This is a genomic window from Paenibacillus sp. Root444D2 (genome assembly GCF_001426375.1).
Taxonomy (GTDB): domain Bacteria; phylum Bacillota; class Bacilli; order Paenibacillales; family NBRC-103111; genus Paenibacillus_E.
In genome coordinates this window covers 157,831-175,033 of sequence record NZ_LMEO01000051.1, presented here as the reverse complement: position 1 = coordinate 175,033, position 17,203 = coordinate 157,831, and the positions used below count along the sequence as shown (strand labels likewise).

Genomic DNA, 17,203 nt, shown 5'->3' with positions numbered 1-17,203 from the left:
TAGGACTAGGAGAGGAGCTTCTATGCGTATACATGTGCTTCAACTTATTGTTGGTGATAAACTTAGTTCTGATTCCTACAATATGGTAGGACTTCATCTTCTTTCATCAGGTACTGTCGTTGATAGCGGAGATATTTTGATGCTCAATCGCCACAATGTAGAATATGTAGATATACACCCTAGAGGGAATGAAGCCGTAAATGTGCTTGAAGAGCCTACAGTCCGACAAGCAAATAGCACGCAATTACACACTTTTAACGATGCAATCACCGGTATAAAAGATTTATTTGCTGCCGTCGAAAACGGGGAATCTATTCATAATGAACTTATAGAATCCGCTTTCAATCCGATGATAGAAAGCTTTCAGGAGGAGAAAGACGTTGTTTCACTGCTGATTTCTTTGAACAGCAATGATGATTATACATATCAACACAGTGTACAAGTAGGTATGTTATCCTACTATATTGCCAAGTGGATGAATAAAAGTGAGAAAGAAGCCCTTCATATTGGAAAAGCAGGCTATCTCCACGATATTGGCAAAAGCAAGATCCATTCGGACATTCTACATAAACCCGCAAAGCTAACCAATGATGAGTACAATGAAATTCAGAAGCATACGATATATGGCTATGAAATCATCAAAAAATCCTTAAATGACAATACCCTTGCTCTCGTTGCTCTAGAGCACCATGAACGTATGGATGGTACAGGCTATCCTTTACGCAAAAAGAGTACGGAAATCCATTCGTACTCGCTTATTATTTCGGTTGCAGACGTTTATAGTGCTATGATCTGCAACCGGGTTTACCAGCAAAAACGTGATCTACTGATCGTTCTTAAGGAACTGCACCGCATGAGTTTTGGCCAGCTTGATCCGAAAATAACGCAAGTCTTTATCCGCAACATGATTCCTAATTTTATTGGTAAGAAAGTATCCCTCAGTGACGGACGCGTCGGTACAATTGTTATGACAAATCCAACTGATTTCTTCCGACCGCTCATTAACATTAATAATCAATTCTTGGATCTATCACAGCTTGGCGATGTGGAAATAACGAAAATCGCGATCTAATTAAATGATAAGACTGCTGACTGCAATTGCGATTCCAATATAGACGGCAGCTAGCAGCGTGCCAACCGCTACATTTCCTTGCTTTAGTTGATCAGATAGCTTCACACCAGGTGTAAGCCAATCAAAGATCCAATACGTAGCAACCAAACATACATACCCTACCGCGAACCATAAGCTCATATGCCAAATCGATGAATTTGTATAAGCTGAGATACCTAATACTATCGCCGTAGCTACAAATTTACCACCCATGGTGATGCCGACGGCTACATTGCCATTGTTTATTTCCTCCATATCGCGGTAGGGCGTCATTAAACTAAACACATACATACCTGCGAATTGCAGCAGGACAATCACAAATAAACTAATTACAATATCCAAAACAATCATTCTGCCCACCCCCGAAATTTCGCCATGGATTGATCAAAATTGCTGTAATCGTGTACTTCCTCTAGAATAACCTGTACTTCCTTCTTGTTTTTAAAGCTTACATAGCGCTCCTCTGGAATGGGCTGCTTCACTTTCTGTCCCGTTGGTAGATCAGCTACCGCGAAATAGCGGAATTTGCCATCCAACTCCGTTTTGTAAACCCCTACTAATTTTACATCCGTCTTTATTTCTATTTTTAACTCCCCTGCATCTTTTTCAGCTTCTTCTTTCGTTTTGAACGTCTTAATAGGCTTCCATTGCGAAAGTGTTACATCGTTCTTCCCTTGATCATTTGTTTTCATTGTTGCCTGCATATAGCTCAGCACCCATACTTGATCCCCTGTAGCAAAATTCTGATCATTCGAAATCCGTTCATTATTCGGCAGCAGGACCATATCCCCATCCAATAAATCCCCTACTTTCGCCTGCTGTACTTGATAATCCCACGGCACTTCACCACTCCTATCACTTGTGCTTGCCGGACTTCCCACCGTCGCCTTACTCAGAACAGCTGGCTTCTTATGAAAAGCACTGCTAATGCCCCAAATGATTAGGATACATACAATGAGGCCCGCGGCCATTAGCCAAAATCGTCCTTGTTTCAAGGTGTTTTCACTCCTATCGCTACAAATTGACTCGCATTTCCTGTAATTTTCCCGCCTGCTCTCCCTAATAGCCCGCACGGTGTTCCATTAAGGACAAAGAGACCTGTTAATAAATGTTTAATTCCATGAGCAAAAGATAGCTCAGGCAAATCAGCTCGCTGCTGATAAACACGCTTGAAAAATACACTCGTGTCAAAGCCAACTTCATCTTTGACCTCTAATTCACCCTGCGCGTTATACAACTCAACCGAGCCGCCTTCTCTACCGAACATGGATTTAGACACGTAATCACCTGTAAGATCAGGCGTCATATAAGTAGGCAGCATATAGGTCCTTATTGCCTCATGCTCATCTGAGGTGAACAATTCTGCGCCTTCCTCATGCAAGCCCCATATGATGGCTTGCAAGCCTTTTGACTGCAAGATAACCGCATGTAATGGATTGAAAAGTTGTATGAATTGTTCTTCAATTGCATAAGAGAAGGCCTCTCCTCCATCATCAATGCCCATCCATTCCTTCGGATATAGTGCAAACATTTTGCTGATGATTTGGTTCTCTCCGACCTTAACGACGCCTTCGTCAATCCATAAATCCAAACAATCGACACAGGTTACCCTTCTTCCGCTATGCGCTACAAGAGCATCAATGGTTCCTGTATCTTCAACATGCTTTCCATATGCGATGCAGGCAGCAAAGTCAGGCGCTTCGATCTCCCACGCTGAGCGTATGAATTCTTTCATAGCACGGTTCGGTGATTCTATTCCCATTTGATCACATAACCAAGGTGTAGCGATCGCTGCTTCTACATAGCCTGTTGGTGTATCTGCATTCAGCTCTAAAAGCTTAATTTCTCCTTGCTGATTCACGGTAAAGTCAAATCTGGCATATCGACTAATGAAGCCCGCGGCACCCGGTTCGAGCCGATCTAACCCATCCCACAGCACTTCAGGAATAGACAAGAGCTCATATAACTCCCTTTTCCCTTTCACATAACGAACGGTCTTATCAAACACGAGCCACAAAGCGCCAGCCGCATGGATAAGTTCTTCATATGCATGTCGCTCCATGACCACAAGTTGGTCAATCCAGTACGCTTCCTCTTCCATATCTGCCCATGTAAATCCCAAGTCCGCCAACTGCTGCACCCTATGATCTCTGTCGGCAAATGGCGTCCCTATAACTTCAAATATCACAGAAGTTAACCTCCCGAACTGGAGCTTGACGAAGAGCTGAAACCACTTGATTTACCGCCAATACTACCGGAAGAGGTTGAGGTCGATTTGGAACTTGATGTTGTTCCGCCGCTCGTACTGTTTGACGATGACTTATTGGTTGTAAACGAACCTGTTCCACTTGAGGTTGTTGGTGTCTTCGTTGTGGATCGATTCGAGAATGAATTCGGTTGATAGGTTTTCGTCACATATGGTGTATTTGAACGGTAATGATAGGAACGGTGATTGCTTCCCCAACTACTCGATGAGTAAGGACTTACTGTATTAAAGATCAAATGATACAGTAATAGATCATCCCAACCAAAACCACCGCCACCAGTTACTTGGTTCACAATGATTGGGGTCGTACTTCCTCCAGAGCTCGTTGAGCTCCCCCCTGCTGCAGGTGTAGGAGACGGAGAAGGCGACGACGCTTTATTATCCGATAACACGGGTACGGGCAAACTCCAGTCAACCGAGGGGTCATAATAAGCTTTGACGTCTTCTGATGACCATTCAACTAGCTTAGATGATCCGGCTCCAGCAGCACTCGGATTAGGAGACTCTACAGCATGCGCAGATAGCAGCAGCATATGACTAACGAGCATGATGCCTATAGAAGCTGAAAGTACTTTAAGCGGTCGTTTCACTGCCTGTTCCCTCCCCCTTCTGAGCCTACTGTAACCAGCAGAAGTTCAAAAACATTAAGATCTAAGTTCAATCTTCCTTCAATCATCTCATATTCCTTACCGCCAATAAGAACAAAGTTAGCTACATTTAAGGCCTGAATGAGCTGCTCATCCCACGGGCGTTCACTAATTTTTTGCAGTTGTCCGTCCACCAATTTTTCAAAAAGTGTAATATTCATCGATTCATCTTCCTCCATCCAAATCTGTATACTAAATAAAACGCGTGAACAGACCTTTTGTTTCAATTTAGTGAAAATAAATAAAGCCTATCCCTAAGGATAGACTTTATTGGATTAATATGCGACGCGTTTTGCTCGTAGAAATGTTGATTTCCAATACGGTTTATTGATATTAATAATCTGAACGCCATTCTTTGGTGCAGGTGAAGCATTTAGCATTTGCATGTTGCCTATATAAATACCTACATGTCCAACTGTTTTATTGGTTTTGAATCGACCTGGTACATAGAAAAACAATAAATCACCTTTGCGCAAGGATTTTCGGCTAACTAATTGTCCTTGCGTCGCTTGTTGACGAGCAAGCCTCGGTAGCTTTACACCATATTTTCCAAATACATATTGGGTAAACGTCGAGCAATCAAATTTTCCTGTTTGCGGATAAGGTCCTGAACCGAATAGATATTTCACACCTAAATATTGCTTGCCTTTGTTAATCATTGCATTAATATCAATGTTCTTAAGGACTGGAATTACTTCTTCATGATTAGTGGATGCCCACACTTCAAGATCACCCTCATCTTGTGGCATTGATGCCGGATTCGCTCCCGTACCTTCACCTTTGAAAGGATCCGTTGGATCATCGCCAAATTCAAGCTCCGGTATGTTACCACGGGGGTCATTGTCATCTTCACGCTCAATTGGAGCAACCGGAGCAGCATGAATCAACAATTGGCCATTTTGCACTTCATAAGACATGTCTTCTTGAAACAAATCGGCCAAAGCGGAGACTGGCAAATAGGCCGAATCCCCCTCCTTGATAAAGGGCTGGCTAACTTTGATTTCTGAACCATCCTTCATGGCTTTCGTCGAATTCATGGTCACTTCAAAGTTTGCATCATTATCGCCAATTAACAGCTTCTGATTGCCATCTTCCCAGTTTGACTGGAACTTTAGGGTTTGGATGAGTTCACGTGCGGCTACATAATTTACATTGTTAATCACCTTAATGGGCACAACTGCGTCATCATTACCTAATGTCGTTCCTTGTCCAGCTTGTGACAAACTCTGAGACTGCATATTGCTTGTACCTGACTGTGTGGTAGGATTTTGCGTTGGTGCCGCATTATAGGGGCTAACATTATTCCTCCCACAAGCGGTTGTAGTTGCCATCATGACTACTATGCTACCAATTGCTGCTACTTTTAGCCTTTTCCACATCGCTTCTATTCTCCTTTGGGGACTCATAATTATCCTCTATAGAGTGAGACAAGTGGCTTGCAAATATGCATAAAGGGCCATTTGAACAGCTTGGATCATCTTGGAAGCTTCTAGATTAGACCGAACGCTAGCTGTACCATCTCATACCGAGGGAGGGAGAGAAGAAGGTAATCCCAATCTATTTGTCGAATATGGGAATATATTGAATGAAGGAGTGATCGAAATGGCAGGTTTTTTGAATGGACTTTTAGGCAATTTTTCAGAGGTTTCCGTTGATGAGCTCACAAAGCAGTATGGCATCTATCTCATGCCCAGCGAAAAGGTGACAACAGGCTTTAAGTTAGTCCGAGATACATTTATCGTGACGGACGAAAGAATCATTCTTATTGACCATCAAGGTGTTACTGGCAAAAAAACAAGGATAGCTTCCATTGATCTTGACTCCATCTATGAGGTCACGATGGAAACAGGCGGCACAGGCTTCGATGATAGTGAATTAACGATCCATTACATTACATCTCCTTATTACAAAGCCAACAATGCTGTAACGACTTCCTATAAATTTGAGTTCGGTAAAAAATTCAACCTACAACCTTTCTATGTTGCAATTCTGACTCTAGCGACACAGAATCGTAAACGTATTAACGCTTAAATCAGAGAGACTTATTTGCACTTAAAAAAGCGTGCCCGAGAAACTCGGGCACGCTTTTAGTTGTACATATCGATTAACCGATGGAACCTTCCATCTCAAATTTAATGAGACGATTCATTTCTACGGCATATTCCATTGGAAGTTCTTTCGTGAACGGCTCGATGAAGCCCATAACGATCATTTGCGTCGCTTCAGCCTCAGTAAGTCCGCGGCTCATGAGGTAGAACAATTGGTCCTCAGATACTTTGGATACTGTTGCTTCATGCTCAAGCGTAATGTTGTCGTTCATGATTTCGTTATATGGAATCGTATCTGACGTTGACTCGTTATCGAGAATCAAGGTATCACATTTGATGTTCGCTTTGGAACCTTGGGAGTTGCGTCCGAAGGAAGCCAGACCACGGTATGTTACTTTACCACCGTGCTTGGAGATCGATTTGGATACGATCGTTGAAGTTGTGTCAGGCGCCAGATGGGTCATTTTCGCGCCAGCATCTTGGTGCTGCCCTTTACCAGCTACAGCAATGGAAAGAACCATCCCTTTAGCGCCGCGGCCTTTTAGCACAACAGCTGGGTACTTCATCGTAAGTTTGGAACCGATGTTACCATCGACCCATTCCATTGTAGCTCCTTCTTCTGCAACTGCACGTTTGGTAACGAGGTTGTAGATATTCGGTGCCCAGTTTTGAATCGTTGTGTAACGTGCACGGGAGTTCTTGAGACATACGATTTCAACTACCGCGCTATGAAGGGAGTTTGTGCTGTAAATAGGAGCTGTACAGCCCTCTACGTAGTGCACGAAGCTTTCCTCATCGGTAATGATCAAAGTACGCTCGAATTGTCCCATGTTCTCGGAGTTAATACGGAAGTAAGCCTGCAATGGAACTTCACATTTTACGCCTTTAGGGACATAAATGAAGGAACCACCGGACCATACCGCACTATTCAACGCAGCGAATTTATTGTCGCTCGGCGGAATAATAGTTCCGAAATATTGTCTAAACAGCTCTGGGTACTCACGAAGCGCCGTATCCGTATCTGTAAAGATAACGCCTTGGTCTTCTAGTTCCTTTTGCATGCTGTGGTAAACAACTTCAGATTCATACTGAGCCGATACACCAGCTAAGAATTTTTGTTCCGCTTCAGGAATACCGAGCTTGTCGAATGTCTCTTTAATTTCTGTAGGAACTTCTTCCCACGTTTTACCTTGCTTCTCAGACGGTCGTACATAGTACTGGATATCATCGAAATCCAGATCATCCATGTTTCCGCCCCAACGTGGCATTGGCATTTTGAAAAATTGCTCCAGGGATTTCAGACGAAACTCTAGCATCCACTCAGGTTCGCCTTTAATTCTGGAGATTTCTTCAACGATTTCACGAGTTAAGCCTTTACCCGATTGAAAAATCGATTTATGCTCATCTCTAAAACCATATTTATAATCCTCGAGATCTGGCATTTGTTTAGCCATGGTTAATTCCTCCTTAGAATTTTTGTGCAGCATAAACAGCTTTCTAATCTATGCATCGCTTTTGCGTTAGTTATCGGTTTTTTGAGAATGTTCAATCCCTTTGCGAAGTGCGTTCCAAGCCAGGGTTGCACATTTAATGCGTGCTGGGAATTTATTTACCCCAGATAATGCCTCAATATCTTCATATTCAAATTCGACAGGTTCGCCTTTCATCAAGCCAGAAAAATTATCGGCCATCTTCAGCGCCTCTTCGATTGTTTTACCTTTGACAGCATCCGTCATCATCGATGCGGAAGATAAGCTAATCGAGCAGCCTTCACCTGTGAACTTAGCCATTTTCACGATTCCATCCTCAACCTGCATTTGCAGCGAGATTTTATCACCACACGTTGGGTTATTCAGATCAATCGTAACGGCTTCGCCTGACTCAAACTTCCCACGGTTGCGCGGTGTTTTATAGTGATCCATAATCACTCTACGGTATAAATCATCCAATTGCATGGCCGAAGTACTCCTTTGTTTTTAGTAAGGCCATCACAAGACGGTCAATATCTGCTTCTGTATTGTACAGATAAAAGCTAGCACGAGCCGTGGAACTTACTTCAAGCCATCTCATTAAAGGCTGAGTACAATGGTGACCAGCGCGTACAGCAACTCCCTCCGCATCCAGGACGGTTGCCACATCATGAGGATGAACATCACCTAGATTGAACGTAACGAGTCCTGCACGATTAGCTGTAGGACCATAGATAGTCAGATCTTCGATCTGAGCCATCCGCTCCATCGCATAGTTCGTAAGCTGAATATCATGTTTATAAATATTGTCCATACCGACTTCTTGTAGAAAATCAATAGCCGCGCCAAGACCTACTGCTCCAGCGATGATTGGTGTTCCACCTTCAAACTTCCAAGGCAGTTCCTTCCAAGTGGACTCATAGAGATCCACATGATCAATCATTTCACCGCCAAACTCGACAGGCTCCATATTTTCTAGCAATGCCTTCTTCCCATACAATGCCCCGATTCCGGTCGGACCACACATTTTATGACCGGAAAGCGCATAGAAGTCGCAATCCAAATCCTGTACATCCACCTTCATATGCGGTGTACTTTGTGCGCCATCGACCATCATCTTCGCTCCATGTTTATGGGCGATTTGGGTGATTTCTTTGATCGGATTTACGACACCCAGAACGTTCGAAACATACACAACCGAAACGATTTTCGTACGATCAGTTATTGTTTTTTCAACATCTGTAAGCGAAATCGAACCATCAGGCTGTAAAGGAATATATTTTAAAGTAGCGCCTGTTGCCTTAGCAGCTTGCTGCCAAGGAATCAGGTTGCTGTGATGCTCCATCGGTGTAAGGACGATTTCATCGCCTTCACGCAGAACAGATTTCGCATAACTGCTTGCTACAATGTTGATTGCCGTTGTCGTGCCTCTAGTGAAAATGATTTCCTGCTCGCTGGATGCACCAATGAACTTAGCCACTTTGGCTCTAGCTCCTTCGTATGCATCCGTTGCACGGGAACCTAAGGTATGAACCCCGCGGTGAACGTTCGCATTGTCCCACTCATAGTAGTGCTTCAGCGCTTCAATCACCTGAATAGGCTTCTGGGAAGTAGCAGCACTGTCCAAGTACACCAGCGGATGACCGTTCACTTCTTGCTTCAGAATGGGAAAAAGTTCACGTATCTCGGCAGGTTTCATTGTCCCAGCTTCCTCTCCACTAAGCTTTGCAGCTGTTCTTCAACGCTCTTAATTGGAATTTCGGAAACGACTGGCGCCAAGAATCCGTAAATAATTAAGCGCTGAGCTTCTTCCTTCGTAATCCCGCGAGACATCAGATAGTGAACTTGCTCAGCATTGACTTGGCCAACACTCGCCGCGTGACCAGCTTTTACATCGTCCTCATCAATAAGGAGAATCGGATTCGCATCGCCGCGTGCTTTCGGGCTAAGCATCAACACTTTTTCTGTTTGTTGACCGTTACAGCCTTGTGCGCCTTTTTCGATCTTCGTAATCCCATTGATGATCGCTGTTGAGCTATCTCTCATAACGGCACGAGTAATCATGTCGCTTGTCGAAGCTTTGCCCCAATGAACAGCGCGTGTTGTCAGGTTCAACTTCTGCTCCTGAGTTCCTACACAGATCACTTTAGCATCGGAGTCGGAACCTTTGCCTTTGAGGATCGAAGTTGTATCAGAAAGTGTGTTGCCGTAGTTCATTTCACCAACTACCCACTGAATGCTCGCATCGTTATCAATGATCGCACGGCGGTATGTCAAGTCGGTAACGGATTCCTCCAAGTTATGAACGGACGCAAAGTTAACGCGAGCACCTGGCTTCACGAATACTTCAACGATTCCATTTTGTACCATTGGAACACCTGATACGGAAGATACAAAATTATCTACATAAGTAACTGAACTAAACTGCTCAGCAACAATCAAGACATGCGGCGCGAATGTAGCTTCGGCATCATCGGTTACGAATAACGCTTGAACTGGAAGGTCCACACGAACGTTTTTCGGAACATAGAGGAAAATACCACCGTTCCATAGAGCCGCGTGCAAAGCTGTTAATTGATTTTCATTTGATTCTACAGCTTTCATGAAATAAGGCTTTACAAGCTCCTCATGATCGCGAATTGCTGTTTCCAAATCGGTGAAAATAACGCCTTGCTGTTTCAATTCCGCCGATACTTGGTTGAACACGATACCGGAGTTGCGTTGTACGATCAAGTTGTCGGAATTGGCTAATCCTTTGGCAACTTCGGGTAAAGCATCGAGGGTTGTCAAAGGAGCTTGCGTTTTATATGAACCATAGGAGGAGATGCTCCAACGGTCAATTCTCGTCTTTTCTAGTGCGGGTAATTCCAAAGAATTCGCTAACGCTAACCCTTCTGTACGAAGGGCAGTCAACCACTCCGGCTCTTGTTTGCTGCGGGAGAGCTCGATGACAGCATTAGTATCTATGGAAAGTGTTGTTTGAATGCTCATGATTTCCTCCATTTATAGGGATCTTTGATCGAAGATCAAAGTCTCTCCTTTCTGGGACCTTGGGTCGAAGACCAAAGTCTCTCCTCCTTTAGTACTTCGGTCCTGGCGTGTTCATTGGAACTTTGAATTCTTCCGTATCTTGACCAACCGTTTCATCCACGATACCGAGTTCTTCTTTGATCCAATCGTAACCTTCCGCTTCCAGACGCTCTGCAAGCTCAGGACCACCGGACTTCACGATACGACCTTGCATCATAACATGTACAAAATCGGGTTTAACGTAGTTCAGCAAACGTTGGTAATGCGTAATGATCAAGAAGCCGCGCTCTTCGCTGCGCATAGCATTAACACCTTCAGCTACGATGCGCAATGCGTCGATATCAAGTCCGGAGTCAATTTCATCTAGAATCACGAACTTTGGCTCAAGCAAAAGCATTTGTAGAATCTCGTTACGTTTCTTCTCACCACCGGAGAAGCCTTCGTTTAGGTAACGGTGCATGAACTCTGGATTCATTTCCAGCTGCTTCATCTTCGCTTCCATTTGGCGAATGAACTTGATCAACGAAATTTCGTTGCCCTCACCGCGACGAACGTTCATTGCACTGCGCAAGAAGTCAGCGTTCGTTACACCCGTGATTTCGCTTGGATATTGCATAGCTAGGAACAAACCAGCGCGTGCTCTCTCGTCAACAGCCATTTCTAGAACATCTTCACCGTCTAATGTTACAGAGCCCTCGGTTACTTCATATTTCGGGTGGCCCATCAATGCAGAAGCCAATGTACTTTTACCTGTACCGTTTGGTCCCATGATGGCATGAATTTCGCCGCCTTTGATTTCCAGGCTAAGACCCTTCAAAATTTCCTTCCCTTCGACGTTCGCTTTTAGACCGTCTATTGTAAATGTTGATGAATTCGCCATTTCTTAAGCCTCCATAATGTGTTTGAATGTACAAGATAAACGACAATCATTTCAAATGATTATCATTGATTCTCATTAGAATAATTCTATTATAACTTACTATGCTAAATCAAGAAAGGGCATTTGCATGAAAAAGCTGGTCATTTTCTGAAAATGCTACCTTTTAATTACGCCAAAGTGCGCTTAATTTCAGCAACCCTCGCAGCAAACTCCTCATTACTCAAGACTGGAACCAAGGAAGACTCTTCCGGGATAGCTGCCCCAAGCTCAATCCATGATTTGCAGCCTATATAGGCGTGTTCGATCGGAATCTGCAAGGGTTGTACCCATGTATATACCCTTAACAGCATGATATGAAGCGGATTCTTGCGTTTCCACTTTAATCTTTCTTCCGTGAAATTTTCGGTCCAAATGTGATAAGGGTACAGTTTATTCAACTGCTCTTGATCGCTGACCTCAATATCTTCGACCATTCGAGCATAGCTGCTAATCGTTACGTGTGTATCCTCTGCACTCCAGCCGTTGAGGGATTCATCGATAACCCCGCGATAATCTTCCTTCAATAATTCTTTTCTTTGATGTTCATACGTCGGATAGAGAAAGAAATCAGCAGATTCCACTTGAAAATCTTTTGTTTCCTCAACAATTCCTCCCTTGCGCATAATAAATATTTGTGTCCCATCTTCCAATGCTTTAACAGCCGATGCCCATTCTTTCAGAGCCTTTGGTTTCCCCATGACGCAAACACCTCGTTCTCCTCATTAATCTTATTTATTATAAGGAATATCAAGAAGCAAAACAATGTGACATAAAGACGTGTGGCTAAACTAGAAACTCCTGTTTGACGTTAGAGACCGTCGATTCATTCAACCAATATGATCTTAGATTGATGTGTCTTAAATCGGGATCAATCGTCATCTATGCTCAATTGGGGTTGTTCGATGAATAAATCCATATGTTTGATTGAATGATGTTGTAGTAAGTACAACAATTGCGGCCTAAATCTCGCCTCTCCCCCTTCGTTGTTGCATCATGTACAACAATTTGGTCGTATCCAGGCCATTTCGTTATAAATGGGCACAAAATGTTGTACAAATTGCAACTTCAAGTTTCAAAATAGCCTTTAGGCGTGTGAATTGTTGTAGAAAATACAACATTGGTAACCACTGTAGCCCTCTCGAATGCTGAATGACCCTAATAAAAAATTTTGGGTTATGCTTATTTCCTATTTCCATCACCACTAGAGCGGGATAGTAAACCTGGGAACAGATCATCGGCAGGTTTGCGTTTTGCAAATCATTTCGTTTATTAGTCCAAAACGATGGGAGCCTCCAAGTTTCGGCTTGCGACTTGGCAGTGAACAAAACATCATTTACCGATGTAGGTACCAAAATTTTCATTACACGTAAACCGAAGAATAGGCGCTTAAAGTTGCTCCATATAAGTGAATGCAGCGTAAAAAAGGGATGGCCCTACTAAACTGGGCCATCCCTTTACTCTCTTTTATTTCGAAGTTTCAGCGTAATATGTTGGTTGCATGCGCGTAAACTGATCTTGATTTTGTTTCATGGGATTAGGATCAGCAGTCGCGCTAGGAACATCAGCATCGAAAGCGATCAGGAGCAAGAAGAAGCAAGCAGCCACAACAAGCAGCAGATTCAGGATTTTCATCACAATGACATCCTCCAGAACTGTTTTGCTCCAAGTATAGCCAAGTTTCATCAAGTACATGTTTGTTCTGGTTAAAGATTTTGTAAACTTGGACTAGCCTAGGAACGACTGCAGCATCCAGCGGTGCTTTTCCAATGAAGTTTGAATGGCTAGAAGCATATCGGACGTGGTGTCATCTTGAACTTCTTCACAAGCCTGCATACCTGCTTTCAATTCTTGCGTAAGGATCGTGAAATCTTCAATAACAGCTTCGACCATTTTCGTGGCGGTTTCTGTACCTGAAGCCTCTTTTAGGGACGATATTTCCAAAAAAGCCTTCATTGTAGCTGCCGGCTGACCACCGATAGAAAGCAACCGTTCAGCCAGCTCGTCCACATGCAGGGCAGCTTCATTGTATAGCTCTTCAAACTTAACATGCAGGGTGAAAAACTGATTGCCTTTTACATACCAATGAAAGTTGTGCAGCTTGACATAAAGTAAACCCCAGTTTGCAATTTGCTTATTCAGAACAACTTGGATAGATTGGGTTAAGGACGTTGTCACCATATTAAGCCTCCTGATCTTTTATTAATTGGTTTTATTCTGTTCATGTACACGTTAATTTACGTTAGAAGCACTTATTTTATGTAATTTGTGCAACATTTCCTAAGTTAGTATTTCAAGCAGCTACATTTTGTCTTATACTAGGAAAAGACGATTAAAACACAGTAAATTAGTTGGAATTAAACCAATGAACCATAGGAGGTTACTACATGTCCACTTATCATCCTTTAAGCGAAGCCCAAGCTATTGAATACGCACGTCAAATTCCAAATCTGTTTCAACCGGGCTCAGACTTAACTAGTCATGAAATCGGCGACGGCAACTTAAATCTCGTTTTTCGCATATCGGAAACAGCTACAGGAAAAAGTATTATTTTAAAACAAGCCCTTCCTTATGCCAAAGTTGTCGGCGAATCCTGGCCGTTAACGCTGGACCGCGCACGAATTGAAAGTGAAGCGCTCTTGATCGAAGAAGGCTTGAATCCAGACCTCGTACCTCACGTTTATGCCTATGATGCTGATTTGGCGCTTACCGTAATGGAAGATCTGAGTGACCATGTCATTATGCGCAGAGGGTTGATTGAACGTAACCAGTACCCACTCTTTGCTGAGCATATCGGTCGCTTTCTAGCAAATACGTTATTTTTCACATCGGATCTAGGCAAAAACCAACAAGAAAAGAAAATCCAGCAGGGTCGATTTATCAACCCCGAGCTTTGCAAAATTACAGAAGACTTAATCTTCGATGATCCGTATCGCGATGCAGAAACGAACAATATCGAAGCTCACATCCGCGATGCGGCAGAAAAGCTTTGGGTGGACAGCGAGCTTCACTTTGAGATAGCTATCCTTCGCAATAAATTCCTTACGAGTGCACAAGCGCTTCTACATGGCGATCTGCACACAGGAAGCATCTTTATCAAACCTGATTCCACGAAGGTGATTGATCCTGAGTTCGCTTACTACGGGCCGATGGGCTTCGATATTGGCGCTGTACTCGGGAATCTGCTCCTTAATTACGCTGCCCAAGAGGGCTGGAGTAAAGATAGTGAGAGCCGTGCTTCCTACCGCGAGTATTTACTTCAAACCGTGAAGGACGTATGGACCCATTTCGAAACGAATTTCCGCGCGTTATGGGATGAGCACGGTGTAGATCGTGTATTCCAAACACCTGGCTATCAAAACTACTTCTTAGCCAATCTGCTGCAAGACGCAATCGGATTCGCCGGAGCCAAAATGGTGCGCCGTATTGTTGGACTTGCACATGTGGCTGATATTGATAAAATCGAAGATGCAGCTGCAAGAGAGCGTGCACAGCGCTTGGCGTTAGCCATTGGCACTTCATTCATTCGTACCCATCGGCAAGTGAAATCCATCGATGAGCTTATTGCCATCGCCACCCAAGAATCTGCTGCAGAAAGAGGCTTAGTCCTATGACGAACAATAACAACAAAGATTTAGAAGTGCAAAACCTTGAGAACCAAGGTGCCTTGCAATCCTTGCGTTGGAATGGCCAGCAGCTTGATCTGCTCGATCAACGGCTGCTGCCGGAAGAGATTCTGTATTTGCCGCTGGAGACACCGATAGAGGTGTGGGAAGCCATCCGGCATTTGAAGGTTCGCGGCGCACCAGCGATAGGAATCGCCGCCGCGTATGGGGTATACCTCGGCATCCGTGAAGTGGATGCTCAGTTGGACGGGCTTCTGGCGGAAGTCCAGAAGCAAGCGGATTACCTGGCGACGTCGCGTCCGACAGCCGTGAACTTGTTCTGGGCGCTCGATCGCATGCGAGCGCAGGCTGTTGCTTTGGCAGCAGCGGGCGGAAGCCCGGCTGCCTTCAAGGAAGCTCTCCTCGACGAAGCGCAGAAGATTCAAGCCGAGGACGAGGAGACGAACCGCCTTATCGGCGAACATGCGCTAACGCTGTTCGAGGATGGGTTCGGCGTGCTGACGCACTGCAACGCCGGGGGCTTAGCAACAGCCAAGTACGGCACGGCGCTAGCGCCGTTCTACTTGGCCAAAGAAAAAGGCATGAACATCAAAGTGTTCGCAGATGAGACCCGCCCGGTGCTGCAAGGCGCGCGGCTGACCGCCTTTGAACTGCAGCAAGCAGGCGTTGACGTGACACTGATCTGTGACAACATGGCCGGCGCGGTCATGTCGAAGGGCTGGATCCAGGCGGTCATCGTAGGAACAGACCGTGTAGCGGCTAACGGTGACGTCGCCAACAAAATCGGCACCTACAGCGTAGCTGTGCTGGCGAAAGCGCATGGCATACCGTTCTACGTGGCGAGCCCGCTCTCCACGATCGACCTGAATACGCCTACGGGCGGAGACATCCCCATTGAAGAGCGTCATGAGGATGAGATTACACAAGGCTTCGGTAAACGAACAGCTCCGCTAGGGGTAAAAGTGTTCAACCCAGCCTTCGACGTGACACCTAACGAATATGTGACAGCCATTATTACCGAAAAAGGCATTATACAAGCTCCTTATACGGAAAACTTGCGGAAGCTGTTCGAATAAAAATAAGGCTGTTCCCTGCGTAGATAGTTCACACTACGAGGGAACAGCCTTTTTCTTTTATACAAGGTTCAATAGTTGATCACGATATTGATTCGGAGTGACACCATGCGCTTTCTTAAAGACATAGTGCAAATAATTACTAGAAGCAAAACCATTGCTTTCCGCAATTTTGTCAAGGGTCAATGAGGTTTGAAGCAGCTCGCTGCAAACATGTTTCAAACGCACCTGTTCCAAGTATTCGCTGAACGAGATGTTCGCTTGCTCCTTAAAGATGCGCTGAAGCTGCCTCGAACTGATCTGTAAGCGTTCAGCTACTCCTTCAAGCGTCAGTGGTCTACGGAAGTTATCCTCAATGAATTGAATGGCTAGCTGATACCGATAGCTCTTCATATCACGTGCAGGCAGGTTCACACCTTGCTGGTCCGCCTTATAGGCCCCCACTGTCCTTAACAACATTTGCACAATGGACTGCTTAATGATCGTGTACTGCCCCAGCTGATTGCTTCTCCAAGCTTCATAAGCGATAAGAAAGCACTTCATGGCTTCCTGTCGGTCTAAAGCAGGGACATGAGGAAGCTCGCTCAGCTGCCTTAAGCATGCATCTGCCTCAGCAATCTCCCAAGCTTCTCCCCATGCTTCTGGGACGGGCATAGACCCTCGCTCATCTTCACCTTGATCCAGCTTTACGATATCCACATGCAGGCATAGTTCACCCATCGCTTCCCGCTCATCCGCTTCTTGGCGATGACTAACGCCTGGTGCCGTTACATAAAGCATGCCTTCTTGAAGGGGATGCGTGACGCCGTCCAGGATCACCCTGCCTTTGCCATAGGGGATGTAATGAATTTCATACTCGGAATGTTGGTGGAAATCTATGATCGTTCCTGCAGGAAAGGAGGTCAGATGACAACGCAGTACTCGAAGTCCATAAGAACCCCACCTGAAGCTTAATTCCAAGCGATCCAATGCCATTGGATTCTCGACCATGGGTTCAAAGTAAAATGGCTGACTCAT

The 17,203-nt window shown here is 44.6% G+C and carries 19 protein-coding genes; 4 read left to right on the top strand and 15 right to left on the bottom strand.

The genetic code is table 11. The annotated features are described in order from the left end of the window. The first annotated feature begins 22 nt into the window (after nucleotides 1-22). Nucleotides 23-1,072, top strand: coding sequence for an HD-GYP domain-containing protein (locus ASD40_RS32250; RefSeq protein WP_057307231.1), 1,050 nt, complete (start codon nucleotides 23-25; stop codon nucleotides 1,070-1,072). Here the strand turns inward: ASD40_RS32250 and ASD40_RS32245 are convergent, their stop codons facing one another. The 6 genes from ASD40_RS32245 to ASD40_RS32220 form a co-directional block, all read right to left on the bottom strand. Then, nucleotides 1,073-1,462, bottom strand: coding sequence for a DUF350 domain-containing protein (locus tag ASD40_RS32245; RefSeq protein WP_057307230.1), 390 nt, complete (start codon nucleotides 1,460-1,462; stop codon nucleotides 1,073-1,075). Then, a complete protein-coding gene (locus ASD40_RS32240; protein WP_057307229.1) occupies nucleotides 1,459-2,106 on the bottom strand; it encodes a hypothetical protein in 648 nt (215 codons plus the stop codon). The genes ASD40_RS32245 and ASD40_RS32240 overlap by 4 nt, the downstream gene beginning before the upstream one ends. Then, nucleotides 2,103-3,299, bottom strand: coding sequence for a glutathionylspermidine synthase family protein (locus ASD40_RS32235; RefSeq protein ID WP_082562596.1), 1,197 nt, complete (start codon nucleotides 3,297-3,299; stop codon nucleotides 2,103-2,105). Before ASD40_RS32235 ends, ASD40_RS32240 begins: the two co-directional genes overlap by 4 nt. A gap of 5 nt (nucleotides 3,300-3,304) precedes the next feature. Then, nucleotides 3,305-3,967, bottom strand: a complete 663-nt coding sequence (locus ASD40_RS32230) for a hypothetical protein (protein WP_057307227.1) — start codon at nucleotides 3,965-3,967, stop codon at nucleotides 3,305-3,307. Beyond that, nucleotides 3,964-4,185, bottom strand: coding sequence for a hypothetical protein (locus tag ASD40_RS32225; protein ID WP_057307226.1), 222 nt, complete (start codon nucleotides 4,183-4,185; stop codon nucleotides 3,964-3,966). Before ASD40_RS32225 ends, ASD40_RS32230 begins: the two co-directional genes overlap by 4 nt. A gap of 114 nt (nucleotides 4,186-4,299) precedes the next feature. Next, nucleotides 4,300-5,403 (bottom strand): C40 family peptidase, encoded by a 1,104-nt coding sequence (locus ASD40_RS32220; RefSeq protein ID WP_057307225.1) that lies wholly within the window; start codon nucleotides 5,401-5,403, stop codon nucleotides 4,300-4,302. Nucleotides 5,404-5,626: 223 nt separating this feature from the next. On the opposite strand from ASD40_RS32220, the gene ASD40_RS32215 reads away from it, so the two are divergent. Continuing rightward, the gene (locus ASD40_RS32215; RefSeq protein ID WP_057307224.1) at nucleotides 5,627-6,055 is read left to right on the top strand and encodes a PH domain-containing protein; all 429 of its coding nucleotides are present in this window, start codon (nucleotides 5,627-5,629) and stop codon (nucleotides 6,053-6,055) included. Nucleotides 6,056-6,128: 73 nt separating this feature from the next. Here the strand turns inward: ASD40_RS32215 and sufB are convergent, their stop codons facing one another. The 8 genes from sufB to ASD40_RS32175 all read right to left on the bottom strand — a co-directional run bounded on the left by sufB (nucleotide 6,129) and on the right by ASD40_RS32175 (nucleotide 13,668). Then, nucleotides 6,129-7,526 (bottom strand): Fe-S cluster assembly protein SufB, encoded by a 1,398-nt coding sequence (gene sufB, locus ASD40_RS32210; RefSeq protein WP_056834494.1) that lies wholly within the window; start codon nucleotides 7,524-7,526, stop codon nucleotides 6,129-6,131. A 66-nt stretch (nucleotides 7,527-7,592) separates the two neighbouring features. Beyond that, nucleotides 7,593-8,027 carry a Fe-S cluster assembly sulfur transfer protein SufU gene (gene sufU / locus ASD40_RS32205; RefSeq protein ID WP_056834496.1) on the bottom strand — a complete coding sequence of 145 codons (435 nt, stop codon included), beginning with the start codon at nucleotides 8,025-8,027 and terminating at the stop codon, nucleotides 7,593-7,595. Then, the gene (locus ASD40_RS32200) at nucleotides 8,014-9,240 is read right to left on the bottom strand and encodes a cysteine desulfurase (RefSeq protein WP_057307223.1); all 1,227 of its coding nucleotides are present in this window, start codon (nucleotides 9,238-9,240) and stop codon (nucleotides 8,014-8,016) included. Before ASD40_RS32200 ends, sufU begins: the two co-directional genes overlap by 14 nt. Then, nucleotides 9,237-10,532, bottom strand: coding sequence for a Fe-S cluster assembly protein SufD (sufD, locus tag ASD40_RS32195; RefSeq protein WP_057307222.1), 1,296 nt, complete (start codon nucleotides 10,530-10,532; stop codon nucleotides 9,237-9,239). Before sufD ends, ASD40_RS32200 begins: the two co-directional genes overlap by 4 nt. Before the next feature lie 88 nt (nucleotides 10,533-10,620). Further along, nucleotides 10,621-11,451 (bottom strand): Fe-S cluster assembly ATPase SufC, encoded by an 831-nt coding sequence (sufC, locus tag ASD40_RS32190; RefSeq protein WP_056834503.1) that lies wholly within the window; start codon nucleotides 11,449-11,451, stop codon nucleotides 10,621-10,623. A 167-nt stretch (nucleotides 11,452-11,618) separates the two neighbouring features. Next, a complete protein-coding gene (locus ASD40_RS32185) occupies nucleotides 11,619-12,188 on the bottom strand; it encodes a DUF1802 family protein (RefSeq protein WP_057307221.1) in 570 nt (189 codons plus the stop codon). 766 nt (nucleotides 12,189-12,954) lie between these two features. Then, the gene (locus tag ASD40_RS37625; RefSeq protein ID WP_156390256.1) at nucleotides 12,955-13,125 is read right to left on the bottom strand and encodes a hypothetical protein; all 171 of its coding nucleotides are present in this window, start codon (nucleotides 13,123-13,125) and stop codon (nucleotides 12,955-12,957) included. Between the two features lie 90 nt (nucleotides 13,126-13,215). After that, entirely contained in the window at nucleotides 13,216-13,668 is a 453-nt protein-coding gene (locus ASD40_RS32175; RefSeq protein WP_057307219.1) for a Dps family protein, read from the bottom strand. 206 nt (nucleotides 13,669-13,874) lie between these two features. On the opposite strand from ASD40_RS32175, the gene mtnK reads away from it, so the two are divergent. Further along, a complete protein-coding gene (gene mtnK, locus ASD40_RS32170; RefSeq protein WP_057307218.1) occupies nucleotides 13,875-15,101 on the top strand; it encodes an S-methyl-5-thioribose kinase in 1,227 nt (408 codons plus the stop codon). After that, nucleotides 15,098-16,189, top strand: coding sequence for an S-methyl-5-thioribose-1-phosphate isomerase (gene mtnA, locus ASD40_RS32165; RefSeq protein WP_057307217.1), 1,092 nt, complete (start codon nucleotides 15,098-15,100; stop codon nucleotides 16,187-16,189). Before mtnK ends, mtnA begins: the two co-directional genes overlap by 4 nt. 57 nt (nucleotides 16,190-16,246) lie before the next feature. Here mtnA and ASD40_RS32160 read toward each other — a convergent pair whose 3' ends face one another. Further along, complete coding sequence (locus tag ASD40_RS32160) at nucleotides 16,247-17,203, bottom strand: AraC family transcriptional regulator (protein WP_057307216.1); 957 nt, start codon at nucleotides 17,201-17,203, stop codon at nucleotides 16,247-16,249.

Bases quoted from the DNA above. Each gene is read 5' to 3' on its own strand.
- ASD40_RS32220 (WP_057307225.1), bottom strand. From the start codon at position 5,403: ATGTGGAAAAGGCTAAAAGTAGCAGCAATTGGTAGCATAGTAGTCATG.
- mtnK (WP_057307218.1), top strand. From the start codon at position 13,875: ATGTCCACTTATCATCCTTTAAGCGAAGCCCAAGCTATTGAATACGCA.
- ASD40_RS32250 (WP_057307231.1), top strand. From the start codon at position 23: ATGCGTATACATGTGCTTCAACTTATTGTTGGTGATAAACTTAGTTCT.
- sufU (WP_056834496.1), bottom strand. From the start codon at position 8,027: ATGCAATTGGATGATTTATACCGTAGAGTGATTATGGATCACTATAAA.
- ASD40_RS32200 (WP_057307223.1), bottom strand. From the start codon at position 9,240: ATGAAACCTGCCGAGATACGTGAACTTTTTCCCATTCTGAAGCAAGAA.
- sufB (WP_056834494.1), bottom strand. From the start codon at position 7,526: ATGGCTAAACAAATGCCAGATCTCGAGGATTATAAATATGGTTTTAGA.
- ASD40_RS32185 (WP_057307221.1), bottom strand. From the start codon at position 12,188: ATGGGGAAACCAAAGGCTCTGAAAGAATGGGCATCGGCTGTTAAAGCA.
- mtnA (WP_057307217.1), top strand. From the start codon at position 15,098: ATGACGAACAATAACAACAAAGATTTAGAAGTGCAAAACCTTGAGAAC.
- ASD40_RS32175 (WP_057307219.1), bottom strand. From the start codon at position 13,668: ATGGTGACAACGTCCTTAACCCAATCTATCCAAGTTGTTCTGAATAAG.
- ASD40_RS32225 (WP_057307226.1), bottom strand. From the start codon at position 4,185: ATGAATATTACACTTTTTGAAAAATTGGTGGACGGACAACTGCAAAAA.
- sufC (WP_056834503.1), bottom strand. From the start codon at position 11,451: ATGGCGAATTCATCAACATTTACAATAGACGGTCTAAAAGCGAACGTC.
- sufD (WP_057307222.1), bottom strand. From the start codon at position 10,532: ATGAGCATTCAAACAACACTTTCCATAGATACTAATGCTGTCATCGAG.
- ASD40_RS32160 (WP_057307216.1), bottom strand. From the start codon at position 17,203: ATGAGTCAGCCATTTTACTTTGAACCCATGGTCGAGAATCCAATGGCA.
- ASD40_RS32215 (WP_057307224.1), top strand. From the start codon at position 5,627: ATGGCAGGTTTTTTGAATGGACTTTTAGGCAATTTTTCAGAGGTTTCC.
- ASD40_RS32245 (WP_057307230.1), bottom strand. From the start codon at position 1,462: ATGATTGTTTTGGATATTGTAATTAGTTTATTTGTGATTGTCCTGCTG.